Origin of the sequence: Antarctobacter sp. (genome assembly GCF_048262615.1) — a bacterium.
Taxonomy (GTDB): domain Bacteria; phylum Pseudomonadota; class Alphaproteobacteria; order Rhodobacterales; family Rhodobacteraceae; genus Antarctobacter.
This window is the reverse complement of record NZ_JBLXFB010000019.1, coordinates 22,689-49,214: the sequence shown is the minus strand read 5'-3', so window position 1 is coordinate 49,214 and position 26,526 is coordinate 22,689. Positions and strand designations below refer to the sequence as shown.

The 26,526-nt window shown below is 61.2% G+C and carries 19 protein-coding genes, 1 tRNA gene and 2 pseudogenes; 11 read left to right on the top strand and 11 right to left on the bottom strand.

The annotated features are described in order from the left end of the window. Positions 1-11: 11 nt before the first annotated feature. Positions 12-2,138 (top strand): selenide, water dikinase SelD, encoded by a 2,127-nt coding sequence (gene selD / locus ACN0S5_RS17880; protein WP_417210101.1) that lies wholly within the window; start codon positions 12-14, stop codon positions 2,136-2,138. On the opposite strand, the gene mnmH is transcribed toward selD, so the two are convergent. Continuing rightward, on the bottom strand, positions 2,120-3,178 hold the full coding sequence (gene mnmH / locus ACN0S5_RS17875) for a tRNA 2-selenouridine(34) synthase MnmH (protein ID WP_417210100.1): 1,059 nt from the start codon (positions 3,176-3,178) through the stop codon (positions 2,120-2,122). The two genes, selD and mnmH, sit on opposite strands and share 19 nt — an antisense overlap. Positions 3,179-3,313: 135 nt before the next feature. Between mnmH and ACN0S5_RS17870 the strand changes: the two genes are divergently transcribed. Then, positions 3,314-3,388 (top strand) — tRNA-Phe (locus ACN0S5_RS17870). A 44-nt stretch (positions 3,389-3,432) separates the two neighbouring features. Here the strand turns inward: ACN0S5_RS17870 and ACN0S5_RS17865 are convergent. The 3 genes from ACN0S5_RS17865 to ACN0S5_RS17855 are packed head-to-tail and all read right to left on the bottom strand — an operon-like array spanning position 3,433 to position 5,009. Further along, a complete protein-coding gene (locus ACN0S5_RS17865; protein WP_417210099.1) occupies positions 3,433-4,533 on the bottom strand; it encodes a tyrosine-type recombinase/integrase in 1,101 nt (366 codons plus the stop codon). Beyond that, complete coding sequence (locus ACN0S5_RS17860; RefSeq protein WP_417210098.1) at positions 4,533-4,769, bottom strand: hypothetical protein; 237 nt, start codon at positions 4,767-4,769, stop codon at positions 4,533-4,535. The genes ACN0S5_RS17865 and ACN0S5_RS17860 overlap by 1 nt, the downstream gene beginning before the upstream one ends. Before the next feature lie 15 nt (positions 4,770-4,784). Continuing rightward, a complete protein-coding gene (locus tag ACN0S5_RS17855) occupies positions 4,785-5,009 on the bottom strand; it encodes a hypothetical protein (RefSeq protein WP_024811261.1) in 225 nt (74 codons plus the stop codon). Between the two features lie 141 nt (positions 5,010-5,150). Here ACN0S5_RS17855 and ACN0S5_RS17850 point away from each other — a divergent pair, with 141 nt between their 5' ends. Then, entirely contained in the window at positions 5,151-5,573 is a 423-nt protein-coding gene (locus ACN0S5_RS17850; RefSeq protein WP_417210097.1) for a helix-turn-helix domain-containing protein, read from the top strand. Between the two features lie 2 nt (positions 5,574-5,575). Continuing rightward, positions 5,576-5,860, top strand: a complete 285-nt coding sequence (locus ACN0S5_RS17845; RefSeq protein ID WP_417210096.1) for a hypothetical protein — start codon at positions 5,576-5,578, stop codon at positions 5,858-5,860. 42 nt (positions 5,861-5,902) lie between these two features. Here ACN0S5_RS17845 and ACN0S5_RS17840 read toward each other — a convergent pair whose 3' ends face one another. After that, a complete protein-coding gene (locus ACN0S5_RS17840) occupies positions 5,903-6,364 on the bottom strand; it encodes a very short patch repair endonuclease (RefSeq protein ID WP_417210095.1) in 462 nt (153 codons plus the stop codon). Positions 6,365-6,431: 67 nt separating this feature from the next. Here ACN0S5_RS17840 and ACN0S5_RS17835 point away from each other — a divergent pair, with 67 nt between their 5' ends. From ACN0S5_RS17835 to ACN0S5_RS17815, 5 genes are all read left to right on the top strand, one after another. After that, positions 6,432-7,985 (top strand): DNA cytosine methyltransferase, encoded by a 1,554-nt coding sequence (locus tag ACN0S5_RS17835; protein WP_417210094.1) that lies wholly within the window; start codon positions 6,432-6,434, stop codon positions 7,983-7,985. 64 nt (positions 7,986-8,049) lie between these two features. Continuing rightward, the gene (locus tag ACN0S5_RS17830; protein WP_417210093.1) at positions 8,050-9,543 is read left to right on the top strand and encodes an ATP-binding protein; all 1,494 of its coding nucleotides are present in this window, start codon (positions 8,050-8,052) and stop codon (positions 9,541-9,543) included. Continuing rightward, the gene (locus ACN0S5_RS17825) at positions 9,540-12,272 is read left to right on the top strand and encodes a Z1 domain-containing protein (protein ID WP_417210092.1); all 2,733 of its coding nucleotides are present in this window, start codon (positions 9,540-9,542) and stop codon (positions 12,270-12,272) included. Before ACN0S5_RS17830 ends, ACN0S5_RS17825 begins: the two co-directional genes overlap by 4 nt. After that, entirely contained in the window at positions 12,259-13,233 is a 975-nt protein-coding gene (locus ACN0S5_RS17820; RefSeq protein ID WP_417210091.1) for a PD-(D/E)XK motif protein, read from the top strand. The genes ACN0S5_RS17825 and ACN0S5_RS17820 overlap by 14 nt, the downstream gene beginning before the upstream one ends. Beyond that, complete coding sequence (locus tag ACN0S5_RS17815) at positions 13,230-15,311, top strand: AIPR family protein (protein ID WP_417210090.1); 2,082 nt, start codon at positions 13,230-13,232, stop codon at positions 15,309-15,311. The genes ACN0S5_RS17820 and ACN0S5_RS17815 overlap by 4 nt, the downstream gene beginning before the upstream one ends. 88 nt (positions 15,312-15,399) lie before the next feature. Here ACN0S5_RS17815 and ACN0S5_RS17810 read toward each other — a convergent pair whose 3' ends face one another. Further along, on the bottom strand, positions 15,400-19,308 hold the full coding sequence (locus ACN0S5_RS17810) for a hypothetical protein (protein WP_417210089.1): 3,909 nt from the start codon (positions 19,306-19,308) through the stop codon (positions 15,400-15,402). A 268-nt stretch (positions 19,309-19,576) separates the two neighbouring features. Here ACN0S5_RS17810 and ACN0S5_RS17805 point away from each other — a divergent pair, with 268 nt between their 5' ends. Both ACN0S5_RS17805 and ACN0S5_RS17800 read left to right on the top strand, forming a co-directional pair. Further along, a complete protein-coding gene (locus ACN0S5_RS17805) occupies positions 19,577-19,825 on the top strand; it encodes a helix-turn-helix domain-containing protein (RefSeq protein ID WP_417210088.1) in 249 nt (82 codons plus the stop codon). Between the two features lies 1 nt (position 19,826). Next, positions 19,827-21,152 (top strand): type II toxin-antitoxin system HipA family toxin, encoded by a 1,326-nt coding sequence (locus ACN0S5_RS17800; RefSeq protein ID WP_417210087.1) that lies wholly within the window; start codon positions 19,827-19,829, stop codon positions 21,150-21,152. Here ACN0S5_RS17800 and ACN0S5_RS17795 read toward each other — a convergent pair. The 5 genes and pseudogenes from ACN0S5_RS17795 to ACN0S5_RS17775 form a co-directional block, all read right to left on the bottom strand. After that, the gene (locus ACN0S5_RS17795) at positions 21,074-21,724 is read right to left on the bottom strand and encodes a helix-turn-helix domain-containing protein (protein ID WP_417210086.1); all 651 of its coding nucleotides are present in this window, start codon (positions 21,722-21,724) and stop codon (positions 21,074-21,076) included. The genes ACN0S5_RS17800 and ACN0S5_RS17795 overlap by 79 nt on opposite strands. 296 nt (positions 21,725-22,020) lie before the next feature. Then, positions 22,021-22,878, bottom strand: coding sequence for a hypothetical protein (locus tag ACN0S5_RS17790; protein WP_417210085.1), 858 nt, complete (start codon positions 22,876-22,878; stop codon positions 22,021-22,023). 324 nt (positions 22,879-23,202) lie between these two features. Further along, complete coding sequence (locus tag ACN0S5_RS17785; protein ID WP_417210084.1) at positions 23,203-24,315, bottom strand: tyrosine-type recombinase/integrase; 1,113 nt, start codon at positions 24,313-24,315, stop codon at positions 23,203-23,205. A 309-nt stretch (positions 24,316-24,624) separates the two neighbouring features. Beyond that, positions 24,625-25,775 (bottom strand): annotated as a pseudogene (locus ACN0S5_RS17780) (IS3 family transposase). A 203-nt stretch (positions 25,776-25,978) separates the two neighbouring features. Beyond that, positions 25,979-26,233 (bottom strand): annotated as a pseudogene (locus ACN0S5_RS17775) (hypothetical protein); the annotation flags it as partial. Between the last annotated feature and the right edge of the window lie 293 nt (positions 26,234-26,526).

Here is a 26,526-nt window from a genome sequence, read left to right as displayed (position 1 = left end):
AGGAGGCCGAGTTGCAGTCAACGCCCCATCCTTTGACCCGCGATCTGGTGCTGATCGGCGGCGGCCACACCCATGCGCTTGTCCTTCGGTCCTGGGGAATGAACCCGCTGCCCGGTGCGCGGCTGACGCTGATCAGTCCGAACCCGACGGCGGCCTATTCCGGGATGCTGCCGGGACATATCGCCGGACACTATGAACGTGAGGCGCTTGACATTGACCTTGCAAGGCTGGCGCGTTTTGCCGGTGCGCGGCTGGTCTTTGGCGCGGCCACGGGGATCGACCTGCATCGCAGAGAAATCCATGTGGCGGGTCGTCCGGCAATTGGGTTCGATCTGGCCAGCATCGACATCGGAATCACCACCGCCATGCCGGAGCTGCCCGGCTTTGCCGAACACGCCGCGCCGGCAAAACCGCTGGAGGGGTTCGCTGACGCCTGGCAGATCTATCTGGCAGGCACGGGCGCGGCCTCTGTGGCTGTGATCGGCGGCGGCGTGGCCGGTGCGGAACTGATCCTTGCAATGGGCCATGCCTTGTCCAAGGCCGGGCGCTCTGCCCGCCTGCATCTGATCGAGCGGGACACGGCGCTGGCCGCACTCCCGTCGCGTTCGGCCAGACGTATGCGGCAGGCATTGACCGTAGCCGGGATTGAGGTCCACGACGCCGCCGAAGTCATAGAAGTCACCGCCACAGGTGTCCGACTGGCGAACCGATGGATCGAGGCCGATTTCGTCTGTGGCGCCGCCGGTGCCCGTCCCCATGCATGGCTTGCAGAGACCGGACTGGCCCATCGCGACGGCTTTGTCACCGTGGACGCCGGTTTGCGGAGCTCTGACCGACATGTCTTTGCCGTCGGCGATTGCGCCCACATGGCGTTTGCGCCGCGTCCAAAGGCAGGTGTCTACGCGGTGCGGCAGGCCCCGATCCTTGCCCGTAACCTGCGGGCTGCATTGCGCGAAACGGGGCAGACCCACAGCTATCACCCGCAAAAGGACTATCTGAAACTGCTCTCTCTGGGCGGCAAATCGGCCCTTGGCGACCGATTTGGACTGACATTCTCAGGGCCGTGGGTTTGGCGCTGGAAAGACCGGATTGATCGCAAGTTCATGTTGAAATTCAAAGACCTGCCACAGATGACCTCCGCGCCGCTGCCTGCGGTTCGGGCGGCGGGGACTGAGGCGCTTGGCGACAAGATCCTGTGTGGCGGATGCGGTGCCAAGCTGGGACAGGACGCGTTGCAGCAGGCGCTTGGATCCGGGGACTTGCCCGGAGACGACGCGGCGGTGATGGACATCGGCGGGGTCCAGACGGTGATCAGCACCGACCATCTGCGCGAAATCGTTCCGGACCCCGCGATCATGACCCGCATCACCGCGCAACATGCCCTGGGCGACATCTGGGCCATGGGCGCGCGACCGACAGCGGTGCTGACCAATGTTATCCTGCCGCGCATGTCCCCCGCGCTCGCGGCGCGGACATTGCGCGAGATCATGACGGTCGCACGCGAGGTAATGGGCAACGCCGGGGCAGACATTGTCGGCGGGCACAGCTCTCAAGGGTCGGAATTGACCATAGGCTTTACCGTGACCGGCATATGTGAACACAAGCCCATCGGACTGGGCGGTGCGCGTGCGGGCGACACGTTGATCCTGACCAAACCCTTGGGGTCAGGGGTTTTGATGGCCGCCGATATGGCCGGCAAGGCGCGCGGCGAGGATGTGCGCGCCGCCTTGGATCTGATGGTGCAATCGCAGGCACAGGCCGCCGCGATTCTCAGGGGCGCTCATGCGATGACGGATGTGACCGGCTTTGGATTGCTGGGCCATCTGCGCAATATCTGCCTGAATTCATTGGTGGGTGCGGATGTGACCCTCGACGCGGTGCCGCTGATGCCCGGCGCGCTGGACCTGTCCGCCAGCGGAATCCGGTCGAGCCTGTATCCCGATAACCGCGCCCCTTTCCCCGACCTCGCAGACACGCCGCGACATGATCTGTTGATCGACCCGCAGACCTCCGGCGGCTTATTGGCCGCGGTGCCGGGTGACGCGGGACAACTGGTCACCGCCTTGCGCGCTGCCGGATATGACGCCTGCGCCATCGGGCAGATCACGTCGGAGACGGGTCAGATCCGGATCTTCTGAAGGTGCGCGGCCAGCCGGTCGGCAAGCTCATCCAATGCGTCAGGCGTCAGGGAGGCCGTCTCTTCCCGGTGCAGGATGCGCGGCGCCTGCGCGCGCATCGAGGTGCGATAGGCCGGATCGTAATGATCCTCGGCCAAGGACCGGCACAATGCCAGACGCGCCCCTTCGGCGATCATCGCATCCCATCGGTCCACAAGCCCGTGGCCCCGGAAAAAGCGCAGCGGTGCAAGTTGTTGGGTCAGTCGCGGCCCATCGGCCAGAATATCCGCGTAAGCTTCGGCCAGGTAGCGCGCGCGTGCCTCGATGGGGGCGGAGATTTCGATCCAGGGCGCGGATTTCATCGCATCCCAAAGCGCGGGCGGCAGGTTGATCTGACCGATCTTGCTGCTTTCCGCCTCGACCACCACCGGCAAGGCCGGGTCAAGCGCATGCAGCGCCCGGATCAGATCGGATTCGAACCCCTTCTGCGCCGGCTGGCCTTCGGGCCTCTCCCCCAGCAACGATCCACGATGCCGCGCCAGACCTTCGAGATCCAGCACCTGAATTCCGCGCGCGGCCAGTCGCGGCAACAGCGCTGTTTTGGCCGTCCCGGTGTATCCACCCAGCTGGATCAGGCGGTGCGGCAACGGGTTATCATAGAGCGCGCTTGTCACGAGGCGGCGATACGCCTTGTAACCGCCCTGCACCACCTCGGCGCGCCAGCCGATCTCGCGCAGCATCCAGGTGAACGTGCCGGACCGCTGCCCGCCCCGCCAGCAGTAAATCAATGGCCGCCAGCCGCCCTGATGGTGCGCCAATGGTCCCGCCACATGCGCGGCGGCATTGCGAAACACCAGCGCCGCGCCGATTTTCCGCGCTTTGAAGGGGCTTTCCTGCTTGTAAATTGTCCCAACCCGCGCGCGTTCCTCGTTGTCCAGAACCGGAAGGTTGATGGCCCCTGGAACACGATCTTCGGCAAATTCCGCCGGGCTACGGACGTCAATAACACAGTCGAAATCATGTGTGAAAAACGTGTTCAGGGTGTCCGCAACGAGAGCCATCCGAGGGATGTAGCCTGCCCCGATACACTTGGGAAGAGGTGGATTTGTGTGGTGAAAAAACAGTTGTAAAACCTGCTGGACACCGGGTCGGACCTCGGCTAAACCGCCTCCACCCGAAGGAAATCCTTCTCCCGTGCCCGGGTAGCTCAGGGGTAGAGCAGTGGATTGAAAATCCTCGTGTCGGTGGTTCGATTCCGCCCCCGGGCACCACTTAACAAGCTGAAATAGTTGGGTTTTGTGGTCATGGCTGGTCCTTACTCGGATCGGGTTTGACGCTTTTCGGGGACAGGTTTGACAATCTTCGCCCGCCTTGCGTTCTCTTTTTCCAGCGTCGCCATGGTTTCGCGGTTCTTGTCGGCAAGGTTCGCCGACCGGGAATAGTGCCTCGCCATCGATGGCGTTTTCTGCCCCAAGAGGTCCGCGATGCGCCGCTCATCCAGTCCCGCCTCGCGCAGCGTCGTCGCCACGGTATGGCGCAGGCCTTTGAGCGTCAGGCCCGGCGCGATCAGCCCTTCCTCCTCCAGCCCGGTCTTGAAACGGTGCCAGACGGTGGAAAACCCGTTGTAGGTCCAAGCTGCGCCTTGTGAACTGGCCAGCACGGTAGCCGCCTCATGCGCAGGGATGCTGTCGAGGGCTGCCTGCAAGGTCAGGCTGACGGGAATCGCCACCTCCTCCCCCGTCTTGCCACGCACGCCCCAGATCGTGTCACCGTCGATCTGGTCCTTGCGCAGATTCAACGCGTCCGAGGGATCAAGGCCAGTGTTCATCATCAGCGCCAGCGCCACCCGCACATGCGGCTTGGCGCGGGACAGGACGATGTCGCGCTCCTCCATGCTCCATGGCCGGTTGGCATAGGCGCGGTCGCGTGGGCGGCGCTTGGGGATGACGTCCTTGGCGTAGTTCGCCGCGATCAGGCCCTGCGGGATTGCATGGCGGAACACCTCGCTCAGCAGGGTGCGGACCATGTTGGCCCGCCGCCAGCCGATCTTTTTCGCGGCCTTGTCGTGGATGCCCGCGATCAGCGGTGTGTCGATCACATGGACCGGCGTGTCGCGGATGGGGGCGAGGAAATCGGCGCATTTGCGGTAATCGCGGCGTGTGGCCTCGGCCAGATTGGCGAAATGCCCGGTTTCGAAATAGCCCTTGATCAGCCCGCCCAAAGTGCCCGCGCGCGGGCCTTTCTCCTTCTGCGCCATGGCGATGGCGCGGATCGTCTCGCATTGCGCCAGAAATTCGACCGACCCCAGCGGTGCCTCGGTCAGGTCGATCTTGTGGCCCGTCGCGCGGTGGTAGCAGCGCATACGCCCGTGACGATCCTTGAATATCTTGAACCCCTTTACGCGCACATGGGTCATCAGAGCCGGTCCAGAATGTCGTCGCGCGTCATCTCGACATGGTCGGCCTTCATCGTGTCGATCCAGCGATCGATGTCGCGCCGGTCCCACAGCAGGGTGCCCCGCGCCAGCTCCACCGGCCGCACCGGGCAGCTTGCCTTGAAATGCTTGATAGGAAGACCCGTGTAGCTGGCGGCCTCGGATTGTTTCAGCATGCGCTTGTCGATCACGCTGATGTTGAGATTGGTCGTGCCCATCGGCTCTCCCCCTGATCAATTCACACTCGACACCGAACCATCCCTCTCCCTCTCGTCCCCGCGCAGCTTGGTGGCGCGCTTCTGGAACCGCTCCCAGCCGGTCATGGTCAGCAGGCGGGTCTTGGGCGTGATTTCGACGAATTCGAGCCGCCCGTCGTTCATCAAGGCACGTATCTGCGCCGTGCTGAGCCCCACAAGGGCACCAAGTTCCTTGGGCGACAGCAGCTTTTCCTGTGACAAACCTCTCTCCTTTCCTGCAAATGGACGAAAACGCATTGAATGCGGTGCCGGGCCGTGGTTCGATGTTGGAACGCAGGCGTTAACGCACAAACGTGCGCTTATATGCGTTCATGCGTCATATCAAGTTGATTGATGTCAAGAATGGTGAATCGTCCGGATACCTACCTCGGCGGCCTCGGCGCGCGCATGGCGATCGCGCGCAATGAGCTTGGCCTGTCGCAGGCCCGCATGGCCGAGGCGCTTGGCATGTCTCAGCGCGCCTATCAGAGCTACGAGACCGGCAAGCGCTCGATGCCGGTGGAGGCGCTGGTCGATATGCACCGCCAGTTCGGCGTGGACCTGAACTGGATCTTGCTGGGGGTCGAAGCGGTGCGCCCGGGCCATGACCTGGCCGCGCTGGAAGGGTTCGAGACGGCGCTGGACCGTCATCTCAGCGCGACCGGCATCCGCCTGAAAAGCGAGAAACGCGGTGCGATCGTGGCGCGCTGGTACCGGTCGTTCCTGGAGGGAAAGGAAATCCCGATGGACGACGTCCACAACTGGATCGAATTGTTGAGAGAGTGATAATGGAAATCGAGAAGAGCGATGCGTGGCAGCGGCACCAGCTGGCGACGGTGGAACGGATGCAGAGGGATCTGGCGCGCTTGACGCATCCGGTGATCCGGGCCGTGGGACTGTGCGGGGTGGCCTATCTTGCGAGCTGGGTGGTAATGATGGTGCTTGGGGCTGCTGCCGGGGCGATGGTGGTCGTGGCGGCGGTGTCTGCGGCTGCGCTGGTGCTTGGTGCTTCGGCCTTTGCCTTGGCGGTCGGGATGGAGCGGTATCTGCGGGGCCGGTTGGAGAAGGTGTGACGAATTCGAAGGGCCGATCATGAGTTTCGGCGCTAAAGCCGCTCAGGAACCCGCATCCTTCCCGCCGATTTCAATGAAAGATCCGCCTTCGAGTATCCATTCCGCCAATTGCTCGACGGTGAGATCAACATCGGCCTGCTTTTTCAGCGCGCATTCCCAGACAAGCGCGATCCGCCAGCCCTCTGCCGATAGCGTTGCCACGACCTTCTGATCGCGCCGGATGTTGGCCGCGAACTTCGCCGCCCAGAACTCGGGGCGCGTGGCAGGCGTCGATGCAAATCGACAGCCTTCATGTCGGTGCCAGAAGCATCCGTGCACGAAAACGGTGACCTTGTGTTTGGTCAGGACCATATCCGGTCGGCCGGTCACGGTCTTGGGGTGAAGCCGGTAGCGGAACCCGCGCGCATGAAGGGCGCGGCGCAGCAACAGCTCGGGCCGCGTATCCTTGCCGCGTATTCCCGACATCATCCGGGAACGGGTCTCCTTGTTGACAATATCTGCCATTTGGCTCCTGGCATCGCCCCGCTCACCTGGTATACAGGCATCAGTCCCCTGACGAGAGGTCCCTGATTTGCCAGCCAAATTCGGCATTGTCGATCTGTTTGCCGGTCCTGGCGGGCTGGGCGAGGGTTTCTCCTGCCTCAAGGTGGGTGACCACGCGCCCTTCCACATCGGCATCTCGGTCGAAAAGGAAGCCTCGGCGCACCGGACGCTGAGACTGCGGGCCTTTCTGCGGGAACATCAGGCGCGGCACGGAACGCTGCCGCAAGCCTTCATCGATTTTCATGCAGGGCTTTCGGATGAACCGGACTGGCACGAGATCGACGCATATGCATGGGCACAGGCCGAGGCAGAGGCGCGCTGTCTTGAGCTGGGGACCGAGGACGCAGGCACGGCCATCGACGCCGCCATCATCAGCCTGCGCCGGGACTACGACGACACGATCCTGATCGGCGGGCCGCCCTGTCAGGCCTATTCGCTGGTTGGCCGCGCCCGGTCGAAGGGGAAGGCCGGCTATGTCCCTGAGGACGATGAGCGGCACTACCTGTTCCGGGAATACATCAGCGTCCTCGACCGCCTGCGCCCGGCGGCGTTCGTGATGGAAAACGTCAAGGGCATGCTGTCCTCGACCATCGAAAGCCGTCTGGTGTTCGAGATGCTGATGGAGGATCTGGCATCGCTCGGCACGGGCAAGGGGCACCAATACGAGCTGCGCGCGATCCATATCGAAGACGGCAGGGCAAGCCTGCGCGAGGCAGCGCAGCCATCCGATTTCATCGTGCGGGCAGAGCGGTTCGGCGTGCCTCAACGGCGTCACCGCGTCATCATCATCGGGATCCGCTCGGATCTCGCCAAGGGCGCTAGCTGTGCCGAAATTGCCGTGTCGGATGTTGCCCGAACGGTCGATGACGTGATCGGGAACATGCCGATGCTGCGCAGCGGGATCAGCCGGGGGCAGGATGATCCGGACGCATGGCGGACGGTTGTCGCCGATGCTGCCCGGCTGCTGGCCAATCTTCATGGCGGCAAGGCGAATTCGCAGATCCGGGGCGTCTTCAAGGATGTCGCGAAACGGCTGAAGGCGGGCGGCACAGCGGCCCGCTCGGCGTCACGATTGCCAGAGGGGTATGGCACCTCCAACGACGCTCTGCTGCAGTGGCTGGAAAGGCCGGGGCTGCGCGGGCTGGCGCAGCACGAGACGCGGGGGCACATGGCGTCGGACCTTCGCCGTTACCTCTTCGCGGCCGCGTTCGGTGATGTGCATGGCTACAGCCCTAAGGCCGCCGACTTCCCGTATCTTATCAGCCCGGACCACAAGAACTGGGACAGCGGGAAATTCAATGACCGCTTCCGGGTCCAGCTGGCGGGCGAGGCCTCCACGACTGTTACGAGCCACATTTCGAAGGATGGTCATTACTTCATCCATCCGGACCCCATGCAGTGCCGCAGCCTGACGGTGCGCGAGGCCGCGCGCCTGCAGACCTTCCCTGACGACTATCTGTTCCTCGGCAACCGGACGCAGCAATACGTGCAGGTAGGGAACGCCGTGCCGCCGTTCCTCGCACGGCAGATCGCGGATCTTGTCCACGCTGCGCTGACAAACAAGGGCAAACTAGAGCCCTGAAATCCTTGCAATATCGAGGTCTTGTCGCCAAGTTGTTGGGAAGCCCGGAGAAACGAAGGATAGCATGCAGGAAGTTGTTTCGACACGTCGCGCCGATGCAACGCCGCATGCAGCCTCATTGATCGAGGGCTTGAGGGATATCGGCTATTCCCTCGAGACCGCAATTTCCGATGTCATAGACAATTCGATAACTGCGGGAGCGCGGCGCGTCCGGATCGTGACCGAGACTTTCGCGGACGAGCCCCATATCGCCATCATCGATGATGGTGGCGGGATGACGGAACAAGAATTGATTGCGGCCATGCGTCCGGGGAGCCGCAACCCCTTGGCATCACGGGATGAACCCGACCTTGGCCGTTTCGGTCTTGGCATGAAGAGCGCAAGTTTTTCGCAATGCCGTCGGCTGACAGTCGTGTCGCGTAGGGATGGCAGGACATCGGCAGCGGTCTGGGATCTGGACGATGTCGCGGAGCGGAACGAGTGGGCGGTGCAGCTTCCCGATGACGTCTCCGGAATTCCCGAGGTCGAAAAGCTGGGAGAAACCGGCACCCTCGTTCTTTGGGAAAAGCTTGATCGTTTGTCAGGCGGATACGCCCATAACGCGGCAAAGCGTGCCGAGGTGATCAATCAGCGTATTGCCGAAACGGAAAGGCATCTGCGCCTCGTCTTTCACCGTTTCATTGAAGATGCAAAACCGCTTTCGATTTCGCTGAATGGCCGGGTGCTTCCGCCTCTCGATCCATTTGCCCGAAAGAACCCGGCGACTATTCCCGATCCCGAGGAGCGGCTTTCGCTGATCCGGGGTGATGTCGAAATCCAAAGCTTCACCCTTCCGCACCACAAGCAGATGGGCAAGACGGACTGGGAAGACATTGCCGGACCCGAGGGCCACCTGAAGTCGCAAGGCTTCTATCTCTATCGTGGCAAGAGGCTGATCCTGTACGGGACCTGGTTCGGCCTGTGCCGCCAGTCGGAACTGACCAAGCTGTCGCGGGTCAGGATCGACATTCCCAACAGCATGGACGCCGACTGGAAGATCGACGTCAAGAAATCCTCGGCTCAGTTGCCGCCCATCGTCAGGGACCGCCTCAAGAAAGTCATCGAGCGGATCCAAGACGGCTCAAAGCGCACTTACCGCAAGCGTGGTCAGAAGCTGGTCGATCACGAGCGTCTGCCCATGTGGCATCGCATCCAGGCCGAGGGGCAGATCCGGTACAGGCCCAACGTCGAGCACCCGGCTTTCGCGGACTTTGCCGAAAGCCTGCCGCCAGACCTGCGCCGCGGTTTCTTCAATTGCATCGCTCTGGTCGGTGCTTCCCTGCCGATCGAGACCCTGCACGCCGACATGGCCGGGACGGCCGAAGAGATCGTGCCTGATCGGGTGGACGAGGACACCCTCGCACAGGCCGTTCAGTCGACCCTTTCCATTCTCATGGGTGCGCGGAAGGAGATCAAGGAAATCATGGCCCTGATGAAGGACGTTGATCCGTTTCGGTCTGCCTGGGACGATACGCAGCGCATCATTGCGACAACGCTTGAAGAAAAGGAGCAGCAATGACCCCGCTTCTCAGCAGTCTCGAGGGCATGACGTCCATGTACATGGCGTCCCAAGCGGGGCCTCATACTGCACAGTCCATTCGGGACATCATCGCCCAACTGCGCGAAACCCCGATGTTCGCGGGCAAGATCGAGGACGAGGACGCCGAGGAACTGGCGCGCTTGATCGAGGAGAAATACGGGATCAGCATGGGTCTTGGCGCCATCGTGGATTCGGAGGATTTCAAACCTTGGCTTCATGATGCGCGGATCAATGGCGAGGTCGGGGATTTCTACTGGGGGCGGTATCGCAAGCTTCTGGGGTTAAAGGGGCTTCCAAAGTCGGTGATCGACGGTACGGACGAGGTCACGGACAAGGTGCTGGACCGCCTCGGCAACCCGAACAACCTGAGTCCATGGAGCCGCCGGGGCATGGTCGTGGGGCATGTGCAAAGCGGCAAGACCGCGAACTACACCGGGCTGATCTGCAAGGCGGCCGATGCGGGTTACCGGCTGATCGTGGTGATCGCCGGCATCCACAACAACCTGCGCAACCAGACCCAGGCGCGGATCGATGAAGGCTTCATCGGGCGGGATACCGGGCGGCTGGCCCATGCCAACAGGGCGCAGCGACAGAAGATCATCGGCGTCGGACAGTTCGATCAGCGCGAATTTCCCGTATCGCTGACCAACACCTTGCGCGATTTCAACAAGGCGACGGCGACGACGTTCACTGCGCAGCTGAGCCAGATCAACGTGCCGGTGGTGCTGGTGATCAAGAAGAACTCCAGCACATTGAAGAACCTGCTGGAATGGCTGAAGGAACATTCCGTTCACCAGAGCACGCAGATGGTCAGCCAGCCCATGCTGCTGATCGATGACGAGGCCGACAACGCCTCGATCAACACGGCCTATCAGCGGGACGAGGTGACGCGGATCAACAGCCAGATCCGCGAGCTGCTGTCACTGTTCCATCGCAGCTGCTATGTCGGCTACACCGCGACGCCCTTCGCCAACATCTTCATCGATCCCGACACCGATGACGAGGCGCTGAAACAGGACCTGTTTCCGCGGGATTTCATCATCGGGCTGGATGCACCGTCGAATTACTTCGGTGCGCAGAAGATCTTCCTCGACGCACGCGACCAGCACATCCGGCTGATCGACGACAACGAGGATGTGCTGCCGATGAAGCACAAGATCGACCATCCGGTCGACGTGCTGCCCGGCAGTCTGGTGGAGGCGGTGCGCGCCTTCATCGTCGCCCGCGCGATCCGGAACGCGCGTGGGCAGCAGGCCGGCCATGCGTCGATGCTGGTCAACGCCTCGCGGTTCACGGACGTCCAGGGGCGCCTGCGGTCGCGGATCGCCGATGTGGTGGCGCGCATACGTGATGCCGTGGCGGTAGAGGCGGGAAAGGGTCCGACTGCGGTGCGGAACCCCGAGATCGCGGCGCTGCATGCGACATGGAAACGGGAGTTTGCCGACGCGGAGGGGGCCGACTGGCCATCGGTCCAAGCGCGGTTGCACGAGGTTCTGGTGGCGGCCCGCGTGGTCGAGGTCAACGCCTCCAAGCGAGCCCAGGCGCTGGACTATGACCACGCCGGGGAGCACGGGATCACGGTGATCGCGGTCGGTGGCTTCTCCCTTTCGCGGGGGCTGACCCTCGAAGGACTCACGGTCAGCTACTTCCTGCGGAATTCCATGATGTACGATACGCTGATGCAGATGGGCCGCTGGTTCGGCTACCGGCCCGGCTACGAGGATCTGTGCCGCGTCTGGATGCCTGCGGATGGCGTCGGCTGGTATGCCCATATTCACGAGGCCATGGACGACCTGCAGACCCAGCTCAAGCGGATGGAGCTTGCCAAGGCGACGCCGGCCCAATTCGGCCTCGCTGTGCGCAGCCACCCCGAGGCGCTGATCGTGACGGCGCGCAACAAGATGGGGACGGGAAAGGAGTTCCCGGTAAAGGTTGGGCTGGCCGAGAACCTTATCGAGACCACGCGGATCGTCCTCGACCACGCGCAGCTTGATTCGAACCTTGGTGCGGGCGAAGAACTCCTGTCCGTCGCCGCCAGTATGGGAATACCTCGCTCCGAGCGGTCAAGGGGCTACCTGCTCTGCGGGGTAGGCGTTGAGGCGATAAGGGATTTCCTTCGCAAATACCGGACAGAACCGGGTCTCCGGCCGGTGAACCCGCTTACCGATCCCAAGTTGATCAACGATTACATTGACGCTCGAGCGGATGATGAGCTTGCGAAATGGGATGTCTTCATCGCTAGCTCTACCCGCAAGGACATGGATGCCATACCCTTTGCAGGTCTCTATATCGTGCCCTACGAGCTTTCCGTTGATCCGGACCTCGCAAAGGGCGGTGTTCTTGCCTTCAGTGGTTCCAGCCGTCGGATTGGCTCTGCCGAGGACGAAACCGAAGGCCTGACCGCAACGCAGATTGCCGATGCGCGTGAAGCATTCCGCCTTTCCCGGCCAGATCAGAAGCTGCCCAAGACCGTCAACCCGAGGATCTACCGCCAAGTTCCCGGCCGCCGCCCGTTGCTGATCCTCCGTCTCGTCAAGCCGAAGCTGGACGATCCGACCATGCCGGAAGGGGTGCTTGTGTGGGGCCTCTCGTTCCCGTCCAGCAGGATCGGTGGCGGAACCGTCGAATACGTCGTGAACACGATCCGCATGCGCGAGATGTTCGGCGAGGAAGAGATCGAGGAGGAGGCGCTTGGTGATCCCGAATGACACCCCATGGTCGGGCCTCGAGGCAGGAAAGGTCGATACGCGGCGGGTGGATGCCGCGGCACGATGGAACTGGTTCTGGGCAGTCATGCCGCGGGCGGATGCGACGCTGGTGCTGCAGCTCAGTGATCTGCCGCGCCCCGTCCCGGACCTCCCCAAGCTCAAGAACCTTGAAATCCGTTTCCAGACTCTTCCCGGCGGCCCGATCCTCTACATCCGGCTGAAAGACAACGCCCAGATGGAACTGTTCGAGACGCTCTGCCGCGACGTGATGGCAGCGGGGGAACTGGCCGAGACCGAAGCGGAGGCGCTGGAGCGCGCCATCGGGCGCAACTTCCGGTGGCACTACCTGCTGCGCGGCGGCAAGCTGGAAGTGCTGTCGGAGGAGGCGCAGAAAGGTCTGATCGGCGAGATCGAGGTCCTGAAGCTTCTGATCGCTGTGCTTGGGCCGAAGCCTGCCTTGTCAGCATGGATGGGACCGTCCGGCGCGCCCAAGGATTTCGAACTCTCGGCGGATTGCATCGAGGTCAAGGCACGTCGCGGCGCGTCGCAGCCTTTCGTGAAGATCACCAGCGAGCATCAGCTCGCCGATGTGCCTGATCGCCGTATATGGCTGGCCGTGCTGGCCGTCGACAAGGTGCAGCCGCCGCATGGACGGACCCTGACCGAACATGTTGACATGGTCACGGAGCTTCTGGAGCGCACTGAACCATCATCGGTGATGGATTGGGACCTGCACCTGGCGGATGTCGGCTATGATGCCCTGCATGACTATTCGGCATGGCGCTGGATCGTGTCCGCGCCCGAGTTCTTCTCGGTCGCGGACGAGTTTCCGCGGATCGCTGCGCCGGTCCCGCTCGGCGTGTCCGGCGTCACCTACGCGCTGGCGCTTTCCGCGTGTTCGCCTTTTCTCAAGGCTTGGGATGATGTGCGCGTCGGCTTGACCGAAGGTGGGCAGGCATGAGCGAGCTTCAGGAATACCATCAGAACCTTATGGCCGACATCCGCCGCGAAGCCGACGCCAGCGGGATCTTCCCCTTGGAAGCATTCTTCAATCTGATGGCAGATCGCCTGACCGAGGCGGGAGAACTGGAGACTGCAGACCCCGCTCACTATCAGTTTGGTGAGGGTGCGCAGAAACTGCGCATCGATGGTTACGCTGGAGATCCTCGAGATAGCGAAGGTGTCCTCGGACTGATCATCTGTGACTTTGCCGACAGCGATACGGTGCAGACCTTCGGGAAAACAGATGTCACCCCAATTCTCAATCCGCTCATCAGATTTCTCAAGAAGGCAAGAAGTGAGGAATTTCGGGACGCGCTGAACGAAGCAAATCCCGCATTCCAAGTCTCGGACCTTGTCATCGCGACATGGTCGCATGTGACCAAGGTCAAGCTGATCCTTGTCTCGAACCGGCATTATGTCGGCCGGGACGATGCTGTGCCCCTCGGCACATTGGAAAATGTGCCCATCACATGGTCGGTCTGGGACCTTGCCCGCTTCGAGCGCTTTGATCGTTCCGGCCAGGCGCGCGAGGACATGGTGATCGACTTCGCCGGGGATTTCGGCGGGCCCTTGCCGGCGCTGAAGGCATCGCAGACGGGCGCCGCACTGGAAAGCTACCTCCTGATCGTGCCGGGCGAACAGTTGGCTTCGATCTACGACCGCTGGGGCGCAAGGCTTCTCGAGGCCAATGTGCGCTCGTTCCTTCAGGCGCGCGCCAAGACCAACAAGGGCATCCAGAAGACGATCAAGGAAGAGCCGGAGCTGTTCTTTCCCTACAACAACGGGCTATCCGCGACGGCCGACGACGTGAACTGCGTACGCACGGATGACGGTCTTGCGATCGCCTCGATCAGCAATCTGCAGATCGTGAATGGTGCCCAGACGACCGGTTCTATCCACACGGGGCTGAAGAACGCCCGCGAGCAGCTTCCGCAGGTTTTCGTCCAGATGAAGCTGACCGTGGTGCCGCCTGACCGGTCAGAGGAGATCGTGCCCAAGATTTCCGAGTTTGCGAACACCCAGAACAAGGTGAATGCGGCCGACTTCTTCTCGAACCACCCGTTCCACATTCGGATCGAACAGTTCTCGCGCAGCGTGATCTTCACAGCCCGCGAAGGCGAGCGCCATGACAGCAAGTGGTTCTACGAGCGGTCCCGGGGTCAGTTCATCAACGCGCGCGGGCGTCTGACGCCTGGGCAGCAGAAGAAGTTCGACCTAGAGTTCCCCAAGGCGCAGCTCTTCAGCAAGACCGACCTTGCGAAGTTCGAGTATTCGGCTGCAGGCCATCCTGACTTGGTTTCGAAAGGCGCACAGAAGAACTTCGCCGAATTCGCCAAGGAGATCGGCGAGGCCTGGGCCAAGAGCGATGCGCGATACGACGAACTCTGGTATCGGCGGCTGATCGCGAAGGCCATCATCTTCAGGAAGCTGGAAACCGAGGTGCCGAAACAACCTTGGTACGAAGGCGGCTACCGCGCGAACATCGTGACCTACGCCATGGCCAAGGTCTTCCATGACGCGTCGAGCGAAAAGCAGGTGCTGGACGTCGATGCCATCTGGCGGCGTCAGGCAGTCTCGGACGCCTTGTTGCGTGCGCTGCTCGTCGCCGCGGCCGAGGCCAACGATGTCATCACGCACCCACCGGCCGGGGTCCGAAATATGTCCGAGTGGGCAAAGCAGCAGGCGTGCTGGAACGGTCTCAAGGGCAGGCAGCTCGCCTACGATGACGACTTCACTAGCTGCCTGACTCTGGTGGAGTCCGTGCGAACCGCGGTGCGGGACGCGAAGGCCAAGAAGGCGTTGACCGAGGGCATCAACGCCCAGACCGAGGTGGTCAACCTAGGGGCAGAATTCTGGACAAAGGTGATGAATTGGGGGAAAGCTGAACGGAAGCTGTCGCCCAAGGACCTGCAAATCCTGCAGATTTGCAGGTCGATGCCGCGAAGGATTCCGTCGGATTTTCAAGCCAAGCACGCCATGGACGTGCTTCAAAGGATGAAAGATCAAGGGTTTGAGGGAAGGTTAGGAGGCAGCTAAAGTACTCCCAGCCTCCATAGCACCGCGCTGTCACGTCATGGTTGATCAGATAGTCAGAAACTTGGGGAAATCTCGCCTCCGAAAGTTGCTACCTCCTCTCGATGTCCAGAACTAAAACATCAATCTTGCCGACAAGCTCGGCGGGCAGTCCTTCTTCGAGTTTCTTTTTCAGATCAGAAACCTGCAAGTTATCGTGGTTCTTCAGACCTGCGATCTTTTCATCGGCACCGAACCAGAGGACCAAGTAAACACCTTGTTCTTCCGCTGTTGGATGTACCGCGTAGCGATCTGCAAGCTGCATCTGGGCCGCCGTGAAAAGCTCGGCATTCCATTGGCCTTTGACTTCCACAACCAGCATCTTCCTCCCTGCGGGCGTCTGGATGGAGGCCGTAATGTCGCATCGATTGCCGTCGGCAAGCTGATGTTCAATTACGTCCACAAACCCAAGGGGCTCAAGGCGAGGTCTCAGCCAGTTTACGATGCGCTTCGTGGCAGCGTTCTCGCCAAGCCGCTGCCCTTTCTCGTAGAACTGATCGATCACGCCAAGGTCGCCGCCCTGGACATCTTCCTGCAAGCGTCCAAGGTACTCGACAACGACGCGGCGCATGTGTTCAACGCTTGCTGGCCGTCCCTGATCAAGTGCAGCTCTTACAGCTGCGGCGCTCGGTGGGGTAAAGTCGCGTAGGGCTCTTGTGCGCTTGCTCGCCGCACGGATGCTCCGCAGATTTCTGTGAATCGGTGCCATCCGGGGATCGGCGAGAAGACCATCCAGAACCGGCAAGACAGCGTCCGTCTTTTCCCGTCCAATCATGTAGACGATATCAGTCAGATAGCGGTAGGCGGTTTCAGGCTTCGGGCTACCAGTTCCCCAACTTGAAGGAAGTAGGACAGGCGGCCACCGCTCGATGAAGGTGTCCAAGATGCGCGCGATCTTCGCGGCACTCAGGTCGGGCCACGTCGCATCGTCGCCTCTTTGCTCACTTCTGATGTGTTCGAGTTCAAAGATGAAATCCGGATCACGATCCAGAACCGACCAGACCGCTGACTGATCGTCATCCAAGAACCAAAAGTGGCGCAGGAACCAAAAGCGCCTTTGCGCCTCAAGCCTGTGAGGCAGTATGCCGGAATCAAGTTCTGCACAGCGTTCCCTGATCAACGCAAGCAGGTCTGCTCGATCCCCGTGGCGAACAGCCATATCGAAAAGCCGATCCAAGGGATGGTGCGCGATGGCCGGAAACTTGCGCAACCATTCCAAAGGGCGGGTTGGCAGCAGAAAATGGAACGTTGGCTTTCGTTCCAGCCAGCTTACGTCTGGCGTCTCGCTGCCAGAGGCGAGCTGAGCTTCAACGTACCCTGTTATGAACGCGTCGGCGTCGACGTTGTCGCGAAAAAGCAATGCGTCGACCGCTTCATCGAATTGTACGCGTTCATCCTCGCTGACCCCGCTGTATCCGCCGATATCTGTGCGAACCGCAGCGAGGATGCGCCGATCAATATGCGACAGATCTCTGGTGGCCCTGAATTCGGCGACGCAGGCGGCATGGAGCCTGACAACGCTTGCGCGTGCCGTGCCCAACGCACACTGTTCCAACGTCGGGATGTCATCGTCGACGCCGCGGAGATAGTTCCGTAGGGCCGCGTCCACGTCGATCAATCCGTGCGTAAGTTCCTGCATTTCATCGGGCTGAATGAGGTAGTAGCGGGCGATGTAGGTCAGCCAGCCTTTGTGTTGGCCGGCTTCGATAATGCCGCGATCTCTGGTCAGTGATCTGACCGCCTTGCCTTCAGCTACGCGTTCTCGACGCCGCCGACGGGCCTGGAAGCGAAACCGCCGTTCGCGATTTTGCTGCCAGCTTCGGAATTGTCGGCGTTGCCTGAGTGCCCACCTGGCGAGGAAATCCGGCTTCTGATGCGCTTGCTGCCGCGCATAATGTCGAAGCTCGTCTGGGCCCCTCTCGGCTCGTGCTTGGTAGAAGTCGTGCGAATGAACGAAGAAGTCCCAAAGCTCAACATTTTCTGTCGCGAATGCGTGATCCATCATCGGCCGGATATCGACAGACCTAAAGGACAGGCCCGCATGGCCTTGTCGATCTATGCCTTCATCGATCATGGCCTCCCGCGTGGTCAGCCTGACGAACCTCAGTCGCTGAATTTCACGGCGCAGGTGGTGTTCCTCGTGCAGGACGCGGACTGCCGGGCTATCCTTGGTACCGACCGAGCGATGGAAGTGAAGCGGTTTCAACCATCCCCAGATCCTTCCCGGGTCCCGCGGCTCCTCGGCGACGTCGAAATATCTGTCTAGCAGATGCCCAGCAATCTTGCTGATGCCATCCCGGCAGTGACATTCCCATGAACGCGCACCACAAGTGCAAGCCAAGCCCCGTGTAATCTCATCAAGCAGCCAGCCACACAGATCAGCGTCGAAGTCTCGCACTAGAATTCGTATGAAATACCGTGATCCGATCACGCGCTCGCGCTCTTTTGGATCTGTCGGGTACAAGTTGGCGGAGGCCAGAAGCAGGTTTCGAAGCTTTTCGCGAGATAGCCGACCTACCCCCACGTTGGTAACGATCTTTGCAGCAAGACGCAGCGCCTCGTTCGTGCCAGACGCGATAAGTGGATCGACCATAAGTGCCAGGTCGAGCATTTCCCTTACGAGGCAATCGAGCGCTGCGTGCCTGCACTGTGGCGTTGCAGTGTCGTCCAGAACAATCGCTTCCAGTTCTGGACGAAGCGAGGTGACCGCGGGCGAGCCCGATAGAAGCTCCAGTAACAATGCGCGCAAGTCACCGCCGGTCGCGCGAACGATCTTCGGGCGGATCGCACCAACTATTTCGGGTGTAAAGAACCCCGAGGCGCTGAAACTTCGCCAGCGATCTACGCGGCGGAAGAAGGGATCATCCGCTTCCAATTTGCCCAGGGCTTGAAGAAGTCGGTGTCTGGACCTAACCGAGAGACGCGATGGATCCCCGTTTGAGAGGACGGCATAGGGGTCAACATCGATTGCCGCATCCTGGACATTCTGACTTCCCAGTGCAGCCATCCAACCAAGGAGGCCACGAAGGTCATCACGGGTGGTTCCGTTCGGAGCCACGAGACTCAGGCATTGATTTACGGTGAAAGTGTTTGCGGGATCATCAATCCGTTGGACAAGGGCGCGGGCTGCACAATGCTCAGCAACGATGCGATGGACAGGTTCATGTCGGTCGGTACCTGCGGCTGGACGAAAGAGGCGGGTATCAAGGATTGAGGGTAGTCGTTGGTCGGGCAAGCCAAGGTCTGCGAGACGGGGGAACGTCGGGCCTTCGGCGAAATCTGCCATTGCAACGCCATCGGAACCTGACAAGAGAATTCGCGCAAAGACCTCGTCCGCCCAAGCTATGCGTTGCTCAGCTGTGGGCGCGTCCCGATTGGGAACCGACCTATTCGTTTCGCGAGCGAGATACCGAACCGCGTCGCTGAATATCTCATGTCGCTGCGTGAATCGGCCTCCGGCCTGAGCGAACGCATCCGCGAACAGGTTCAAGAACTCTGGATTGCCAAGGAGATGAGTTAGGTCGTGGCGGGCGGCATCGGAAAGGAAGTCTTCGAAGCTGGCGTCTGGATGTCGGTGACTGAAGAGCAGGGCCTGCTCGTCTTGATCAAATGGGACCAACCTCGCAACGATTGGTTCCATACCCATGATGTCATGCAGCAGACGAGTGTCCGCGTCGCTCCACTCTCCGGACCGGCTCGACAGGATTGTGCGATCTGCTCCCGTGTGACGCAGTTCTTTCAGAGTGCGATGAAGGCCGGTGGGATCAATACGAGCAACCTCGTCGAAAGCATCGACAACAATGCAGGGCGCACGCGTTCTTTCAAAGATGCTGGCTTTGATCGGTGTGGTGCCGAAGCGTGTTGCAACACTTGCCAACAGTGCAGTTTTTCCCGCCCCAGGTTCGGCTAGAACGATTGCAACTCCAGGCTTGTGGAGTAGGTCGGCCTCCAAGATCTGCATCTCGCCTATCGTCAGTTTTCGTGGGAGATGGAAGGTCGGCAAAGGGTTGAACTCTCATCGAAATAACGGTTTTAGGAGACAAAATGCAATTTCGGGTTCGGTTCTACAAGATCTACTAGAGATATACGGTATCATTCCAATGCTCCCAATGTTGGCTCCAAGACTGCCCCATTTGAAGCGGCCTCACTTATGGCTCAGGAGCTATAATGTTGCAAAATAGCTCATCGGCTATATTGACAAAATATCGCCCAAAAGCTATCGACTCGACATGACGAGTTTGACGCCACACCCCATCCGAAGCCTGCGCCAAGCTGGAACCGTGCTGAAGGCGCGGCGAGCGGCGCGGAAGATCAGCCAGAAGCAGCTTGGCGAGATGACGGGCACGGCGCAATCCACCATTTCCGATATCGAAAACGGCGTCGTTTCCGTCAGCCTCGACGTGTACCTGCGCCTTCTCGAGGCCCTCGGGGCGGAACTTTCCGCGACGGATCGCATAGCTGACCCGGGGCATCGCTAGGATGGCACGCATCGCCCGCGCGGGTCGCCGCACACGCCAAAGCAAGACAGCCGTCTGGTACGAAAGGGCGAGGGTGGGCACGCTGACCCGCGCAACCGATGGAGCCATCGCCTTCACCTATGATCCTGACTGGCTCGCCTCCAAGGCCGCTTTTCCGGTTGCCAGTGCCCTTCCGCTGACCAAGCTCAAATGGCAGGGCGATCCCGTTGTCGCCGCCTTCGACAACCTCCTGCCCGATGCCGAGGGCGAGTTACGTGAAAAGATCGCCGCGCGCGTAGGCGCACAGGGCAAGGATGTGTTCTCCCTGTTGTCGATGCTGGGGCGCGACTGTGTCGGTGCGCTGCAGTTCCTGCCGCTGGACGAGGCCCCGTCCGAACAGGACATGCAGTATCGTGTCATTTCGGAAGCGGAGATGGTCGCCGATCTGAAGAACCTCGCCGCCGCGCCGCTCGCCCTCAGTGAAGATGAGGATTTCCGGATTTCCATCGCCGGCGCACAGGAGAAAACGGCCTATCTGCGTATCGACGGGCAGTGGGCCAAGCCGCGCGGCATCACGCCGACCAGCCATATCTTCAAGACGCCCATGGGCATCATTCCCGGCCCTGAGCAAATCGACCTGAGCGACAGCGTCGAAAACGAATTGTTCTGCATGACCCTGGCTGACGAAATCGGCCTGCCAGTCGCGCATGTCGAAAAGCTTACCCTTCCCGGGCAGGTCGTGCTGTCGGTCGAGCGGTTCGATCGCGTCTGGCACGGCGGCATCCTGAAACGCCTGCCGCAAGAGGATATCTGCCAGTCGCTGGGCTACCCGTCTGCCATGAAATACCAGAGGCTGGGTGGCCCCGGTGTCGCGCAGGTCATGGAGCTTCTGCGGGAATCCGACACGCCCATCGAGGATCGGGAAACGTTCTTTAGAACTCAGATCTTCTTCTTCCTGATCGGGGCCTCTGATGGGCACGCCAAGAACTTCAGCCTGCGTCTGGGGCGTCGGGCGCGGTTCACGCTCGCGCCCCTCTATGACATCCTGAGCGTCGCCCCTGTCGTCCGCGCCGGACGCTTGCAGCGCAAGCGCTACCGCCTCGCCATGTCGATCGATGGACATTACGGCATCGACGAGATCGTGCCCCGCCACTTCGAAGCCGAGGGGCGCGCGGCGGGTCTGCCCAAGGGCCGCGCCTTGGAGCTGTTGCAGGACATGGTAGATCGGCTTGGCCCTGCGCTGGAGCGGACGCTTCTGGCGGTGGGCGATCAGGTCCCGGCGGCGGTCAGCGAGCCGGTCGCAAACGATGCGACGCAGCGAGCAGCGCAAATGCGGGACCTGCTGTAGGGTTCCGATGCCTTTGCGGCTAACCCCTCCAACGCCTTGTCGACCTCGCGCGTCTTCGCGGCCAACTGTGCCTCCCACAGGATGCGGAACCCCTCGGCGAATTCGACGAGGCCCCCGGCGAAGGTGTGGATCGTGGTCATGTCATCGTCGGTGAGGGGCAGCGGGCAGCCACGAAGTTTGGCCTCGTTCAGCTTGCGGGCGATGTGGTTGACCGCAGCGCCATCGGTGGCGACCTGCGCGCCCCAGGCTTGCAGATGGTCCAGCACGACCGGATCGGCCGGGCGCAGCAGGATGTCGGCCGCCCCCATCAGGCGGCGCAGAGCGGCGGGTTGGTCGGTGATGCCGCGACGCGCCAATGCGGCCTGTAACCCCGCAAGTTGGCGCGCGCTCAGGCGGGTGCTGATCGTTGTTGTCGAAACAGAGCGTGCGCCTTTGGCCCGGCTCAGCGTGTTGTGGATCGTCCGGGTCGAGACGCCGAAGCGGCGGGCCAGAGTGGCGGCTGATGTGCCCCCGGCCCTAGCCTCGATGATCTGGCGGCGTTCGTCATCGGTCAGTTTGCGGTGGTGGCGCATGTGAAGTTTACGTTCCTATTTCTTGCCAACTTCCTCCAAGCCCCCCGCCTCCCAGCGTCAGCGGAGGCGGGTCAGGGGCTTGGAGTCCGTTTCGGTTGGTTTGACGGGCGGGGTAGTGCGGGGACTGCGCAATGCGGGAAACGCGATGCGCAAAGCATTGGGCAGGAAACGCGGCGCAAGAGACGCGATGCGCGATGCGGAAGGCGCGGCGCAGGGGACGCGGGATAGGGCACACGCTCCGGAAAGCGCGATGCAAGGGACGCGATGCGCGGTGCATCTTGCAAACGACGCGCCGTTCATGCCGCCAACCCTGCCGCGCGCAGCTGGCCGTCGGTCACCAGCCCCGCCGCCACCAGCGCCGTCACCTGAGGCGCGGTGATGTGCTTGCACATCGGGCTGCGGTCGCGGACCCATGCAGCCAGCCGTGCGTGGTGATCTGCGGCCAGCGCCGCATGCACCTGCCGTTCCTCGTCCATCGCTTCGAGAAAGCGCTGCCAGCGGCGGCCGGCGAACCAGTTGTCGGCGAAACAGACCTTCGCACGTGTGAAGCCCGCGCTCTCGGTCGCATAGGCATGCACCGCGCGCAGCAGGTCGTCCGGGTCGATGCCCTCGGCCAGCGCCTCGGCAATCGCGGCCATGCTCGCTGCCTTACCGCGCTGCCGGTCCTTGGGGTAGGCAGCCCAGATCCTTTCAACTCTTTCATCCACCGCCGCCTCCGCGCGCTTGCGCGTAGGTGGTTTATGGATGGTTTCAGGGTGGTTTGGGGTCCACCGTGGACCCGGTACCCGGTCCACCCTGGACCCCCTACCGGGGTCAAGCTGGACGGGGTCCACTGTGGACCCCGTTCCCTCGTCAGGTTCGGCGGTGCTTTCCAAGGCCATCACGCGGTCGAGCACGATCCGGTAGATGACGGTGAAACCGTTCTTGCAGGGACGCCGCCCGGTCTCGATCAGGATGCCCTCGCGCAGGAAATCGCTGATCGTCCGCTTGACGGTGCTTTCGCCCAATTCGGTGTGACGCTGGATCGTACCCTTGGAACACCAGATGCCCGAGCCGTCATCGCTCGCCTTGTCTGCCAGGAACATGATGATCTGCTTGCGCGCGGCGCTGCCAAAGACCCGGTCAGCGCAAAGATTGGCGACCTTCCAGCTCATGCGCGGGCCCCCGGGGCGGGCAAGCGGCGACGCGTCAAAGGCGCCGGATCATACCGCTTGACAGAACGGAAAACGCCGCCGCACCATCCGCCCAAATCCCCTTTCCAGGCCGGCAAAAGGTTTGACAATCGGCCGCTAAGTGCCTGATTTCTCGTGGTGGGTTTGACAGAATTTTCGCCCGTAACCGCCTGATCTTCCATCCACAATTTGGGATTGAAAATCCTCGTGTCGGTGGTTCGATTCCGCCCCCGGGCACCATTAAAATCAAATACTTAACCGCCTCCCAAGCAGGTGCACTCAAGTGCACGTGTAATTCGTGTGTAATCAGGCCGAACTTTTTGGATTCAACTTACGGATGTTGTCTTCCTGCACACCGCTGACCCGCCCTTCCAGCCGATCCATTGCTGCTTCGATGTGCGACCCACTTTGATGCGCGTAACGTGCAACCATGGACAATGTCTTGTGACCTGAAATCCGCTGGACTGTGGGCAGGTCAACGCCCGCCTGCACCAGATGGGTTACCGCTGTATGGCGAAGCGTGTGAGGCGTAATTTGATCTGGGTCTAGCCCAGCACGTTCCGCAGACCGGCGAAACGCCTTGCGGATCGTGTGGACATGGCCAGTGGCACTTCCCGGAGAAGGGAACATCCAGTCACAGCCCGGCGGCAGCATGTCCATGCGTCTTTCCAGATATTCAGCCAGTTCTCGGGTGATCGGTTGCTCGCGAGACCCCGCCTTGGCCTGAGGAAACCAGATCACTCGCTTCCCGACATCGACGTCTTCGCGACGGATCGCGAGAATTTCGGCATGACGCATCCCGGTGTGCAATCCGACCATGACGAACGCATGAACGTTTTCGTTGTGATCCGATGCCGCTGCTTCCAGCAACGCAACGCACTGATCATCTGCAAGGTATACGATCCGCTGGTTGTCTTCTTTGAAGCGAGCGATCTTGACCGACTTGCTCTTTATCCACTTCCACTCAACAGCTTGGTTCAGCAGGTGGGAAAGTGTCGCCAATTCCCGGTTCACCGTCGCTTTTGCTGCGCCCGCAGAGCGGCGAGCCTTCTTGTAACGTTCAATGTCGAAGGTCTCGATGGTACTCAACGGCTTGGCTGAAAGGAACGGGACCAAGTGTTGTCTTAGCTGGCGCTCTTTGATGTCGATATTATTACCATCAGTATCGCGGAGCCTCTGGACATAGCGGTTTGCGGCTTCTTCAAAACCAAGTGGGGTCTTTCGTCCCTCGGGCAACTCCAATCTCTGACGCCTCGCATCGGTTCTGGCTTGGCCAACGAAGTCCTCCGCCTGCTGCCGTGTCACACCTTCGGACTCTCGACCGATCACGCGATGAATGCGCCGACGGTCGACCATGATGTTGATGGAGTAGACGCCGTCACCATTGACGTCGCGACGGAATGTGATGCCATGTTCCATTATCGAAGCCCCCGGCTTCAGAGAACGGATGGCAGGACGCGTGAGTTTTGTGAAACGAACAGCCATTTCAGTGAACCTCTAGAAAGGAATTTCGTCGTCAATGTCTCGACTCGGTGGCGGCGTCCCAACCCCAGGTAGGATGTCTGGCTTCTTTTCGCCCATTGCGACCGCGACTAGGCTGTGTTGACAAAAGGGATTCACAGCGTGGTCTTGACGTGATTCAAGCTGGTATCTGCTATGGAAACCAGCTTGGCACGAGACCTGATGACGGACGACGAATGGGTGACCTGCCCCCCGCTGGTCCCTCATTCATAATGAGAGTCTGCAGGTTGGATTTGGGTATTTCGGTTCACCGTTTGGCGCAAGCGCGCCGGGCGCGGAGCGGTCAAATTGCTCAAGCGTCCGGCGCGCTTGCTGTGGTGTTTGGTTGCCCAGCGATGAGGGCGGCCTGACCGCGTTGTAGTCGTAGCGCCAAAGCGCCAGATTGCGCCGTGCATCGTCCAGGCCGTCAAAGAGCTCCTCGTTCAGCAGCTCGTCTCGCAGGCTGCCGTTGAAGCTCTCTATGAACGCGTTTTGCTGCGGCTTGCCGGTGTCGATGTAATGCCATGGCATCCCGTTCTTGTCGGCCCATTTCAGGATGGCCCGACTTGTGAACTCTGTCCCGTTATCACTGACCATGCAGCCGGGCTTGCCGTAAACCCGGATCAGGGCGCTCAGTTCCCGGGCAACCCGCTCCCCGGACAGGCTGGTGTCCACCACGAGACACAGGCATTCCCGGGTGCAGTCGTCAATCACCTCAAGGATCCGGAATTTCCGCGAGGCGCCGAAGCTGTCAGACACGAAGTCCAGAGACCAACGCGCGTTGGGATGCGCCGCAACCGGCAGCGGTGTCCTGGTCCCGCGCGCCCGTTTCCGGCCGCTACGCCGTTTTACCGACAACCCTTCCTCGCGGTAAATGCGATACAGTTTCTTGTGTTCATGCTCATACCCTTTCGTTCCAGCAGGACGCCGATCCGGCGGTAACCGAACCGACGCCGATTGCCGGCAATCTCCTGCATCTCCTTGCGGATCTCGGCGCTGTCGGGCGGGAGTTCTCGCCGGACAGTCTTGGGATCGACACCGACCAGCCGACACGTCCGGCGCTGCGAGATATCGTGATCCCGCATTGCCCTGAGCGCTGCCTCTCGCCGCTTGGTCGTTCGCCATTGTGCTTGAACCAATGGCGTATCAATGGCTTACCGTCCGTTCTTTCCCAGAAGATCCTTCAGGATGACATTGTCGAGCATCGTGTCGGCCAGCAGTCGCTTGAGCTTGGCGTTCTCATCTTCCAACGCCTTCAGCCTGGCGGCCTCCGAAACGTCCATCCCGCCATACTTGGCCTTCAGCTTGTAGAACGTCGCCTTGCTCAGCCCGTGCCTGCGGCACACCTCCGTGGTCGGCATTCCGTTCTGCGCTACGATTGATCCACTGGGTCAATCGCTTAACGCTTGAACCCTGCTCCTTGATCATCCCCCCTCTCGGGACATTGCTTCGCAATACCCTGCCGGGCAGTGGATGATTTGGGCCTCGGTAAAACGGCTCTTTCGCATTCATCTGCTCCTTCAGAGTTGGCGCAGACTCTACATCACGGTGAGGGATTTCGCGGGGAGCAGAGCACGGTCTCCTTCATTTCCTCGCGGATCTCGGGGCAGTCCGGCGGGCCTGTGCGCCGGACTGTCTTGGGATCGACACCGACAAGATGGCAGGCCCGGCGCTGCGAGATGTCATGATCCCGCATCACCCGGAGCGCCGCCTCTCGCCGCTTGGTCGTTCGCCATTGTGCTTGAACCAATGGCGCATCAATGGCTTACCGTCCGTTCTTTCCCGGAAGATCCTTCAGGACGACATTGTCGAGCATCGTGTCGGCCAGCAGGCGCTTGAACGTGAGGGTCATGCGCAGCGCCGGGGCGCGTCCGTGAAGGTCCCATTGGTTCAAACCCACCGGCGAGCGAGATCCTCCGCAAGGCGTCAGCCTGTTTTGCTCAGGCGGAACACGACCGCCCCTTCCAGCGCTGATTGCCTTCATTCACCGCCCGGCCCCTTGATCGTTTCACAGGATCGACGCAGGGCCGGACTGCCAATTAACATTTTTGTTTCAGATACTTGCACCCTGCCATCGCGGATTCCAGTCAGGTCGCACGGCAGCCTCAAGACGGGTAACCCGGTGATCGA

Excerpts from the sequence above, each read along its gene's own strand:
- mnmH (WP_417210100.1), bottom strand. The coding sequence starts at position 3,178 with ATGGCTCTCGTTGCGGACACCCTGAACACGTTTTTCACACATGATTTC.
- ACN0S5_RS17865 (WP_417210099.1), bottom strand. The coding sequence starts at position 4,533 with ATGACCCATGTGCGCGTAAAGGGGTTCAAGATATTCAAGGATCGTCAC.
- ACN0S5_RS17860 (WP_417210098.1), bottom strand. The coding sequence starts at position 4,769 with ATGGGCACGACCAATCTCAACATCAGCGTGATCGACAAGCGCATGCTG.
- ACN0S5_RS17850 (WP_417210097.1), top strand. The coding sequence starts at position 5,151 with ATGGTGAATCGTCCGGATACCTACCTCGGCGGCCTCGGCGCGCGCATG.
- ACN0S5_RS17845 (WP_417210096.1), top strand. The coding sequence starts at position 5,576 with ATGGAAATCGAGAAGAGCGATGCGTGGCAGCGGCACCAGCTGGCGACG.
- ACN0S5_RS17840 (WP_417210095.1), bottom strand. The coding sequence starts at position 6,364 with ATGGCAGATATTGTCAACAAGGAGACCCGTTCCCGGATGATGTCGGGA.
- ACN0S5_RS17830 (WP_417210093.1), top strand. The coding sequence starts at position 8,050 with ATGCAGGAAGTTGTTTCGACACGTCGCGCCGATGCAACGCCGCATGCA.
- ACN0S5_RS17825 (WP_417210092.1), top strand. The coding sequence starts at position 9,540 with ATGACCCCGCTTCTCAGCAGTCTCGAGGGCATGACGTCCATGTACATG.
- ACN0S5_RS17815 (WP_417210090.1), top strand. The coding sequence starts at position 13,230 with ATGAGCGAGCTTCAGGAATACCATCAGAACCTTATGGCCGACATCCGC.
- ACN0S5_RS17810 (WP_417210089.1), bottom strand. The coding sequence starts at position 19,308 with ATGCAGATCTTGGAGGCCGACCTACTCCACAAGCCTGGAGTTGCAATC.
- ACN0S5_RS17805 (WP_417210088.1), top strand. The coding sequence starts at position 19,577 with ATGACGAGTTTGACGCCACACCCCATCCGAAGCCTGCGCCAAGCTGGA.
- ACN0S5_RS17800 (WP_417210087.1), top strand. The coding sequence starts at position 19,827 with ATGGCACGCATCGCCCGCGCGGGTCGCCGCACACGCCAAAGCAAGACA.
- ACN0S5_RS17795 (WP_417210086.1), bottom strand. The coding sequence starts at position 21,724 with ATGCGCCACCACCGCAAACTGACCGATGACGAACGCCGCCAGATCATC.
- ACN0S5_RS17790 (WP_417210085.1), bottom strand. The coding sequence starts at position 22,878 with ATGAGCTGGAAGGTCGCCAATCTTTGCGCTGACCGGGTCTTTGGCAGC.
- ACN0S5_RS17785 (WP_417210084.1), bottom strand. The coding sequence starts at position 24,315 with ATGGAACATGGCATCACATTCCGTCGCGACGTCAATGGTGACGGCGTC.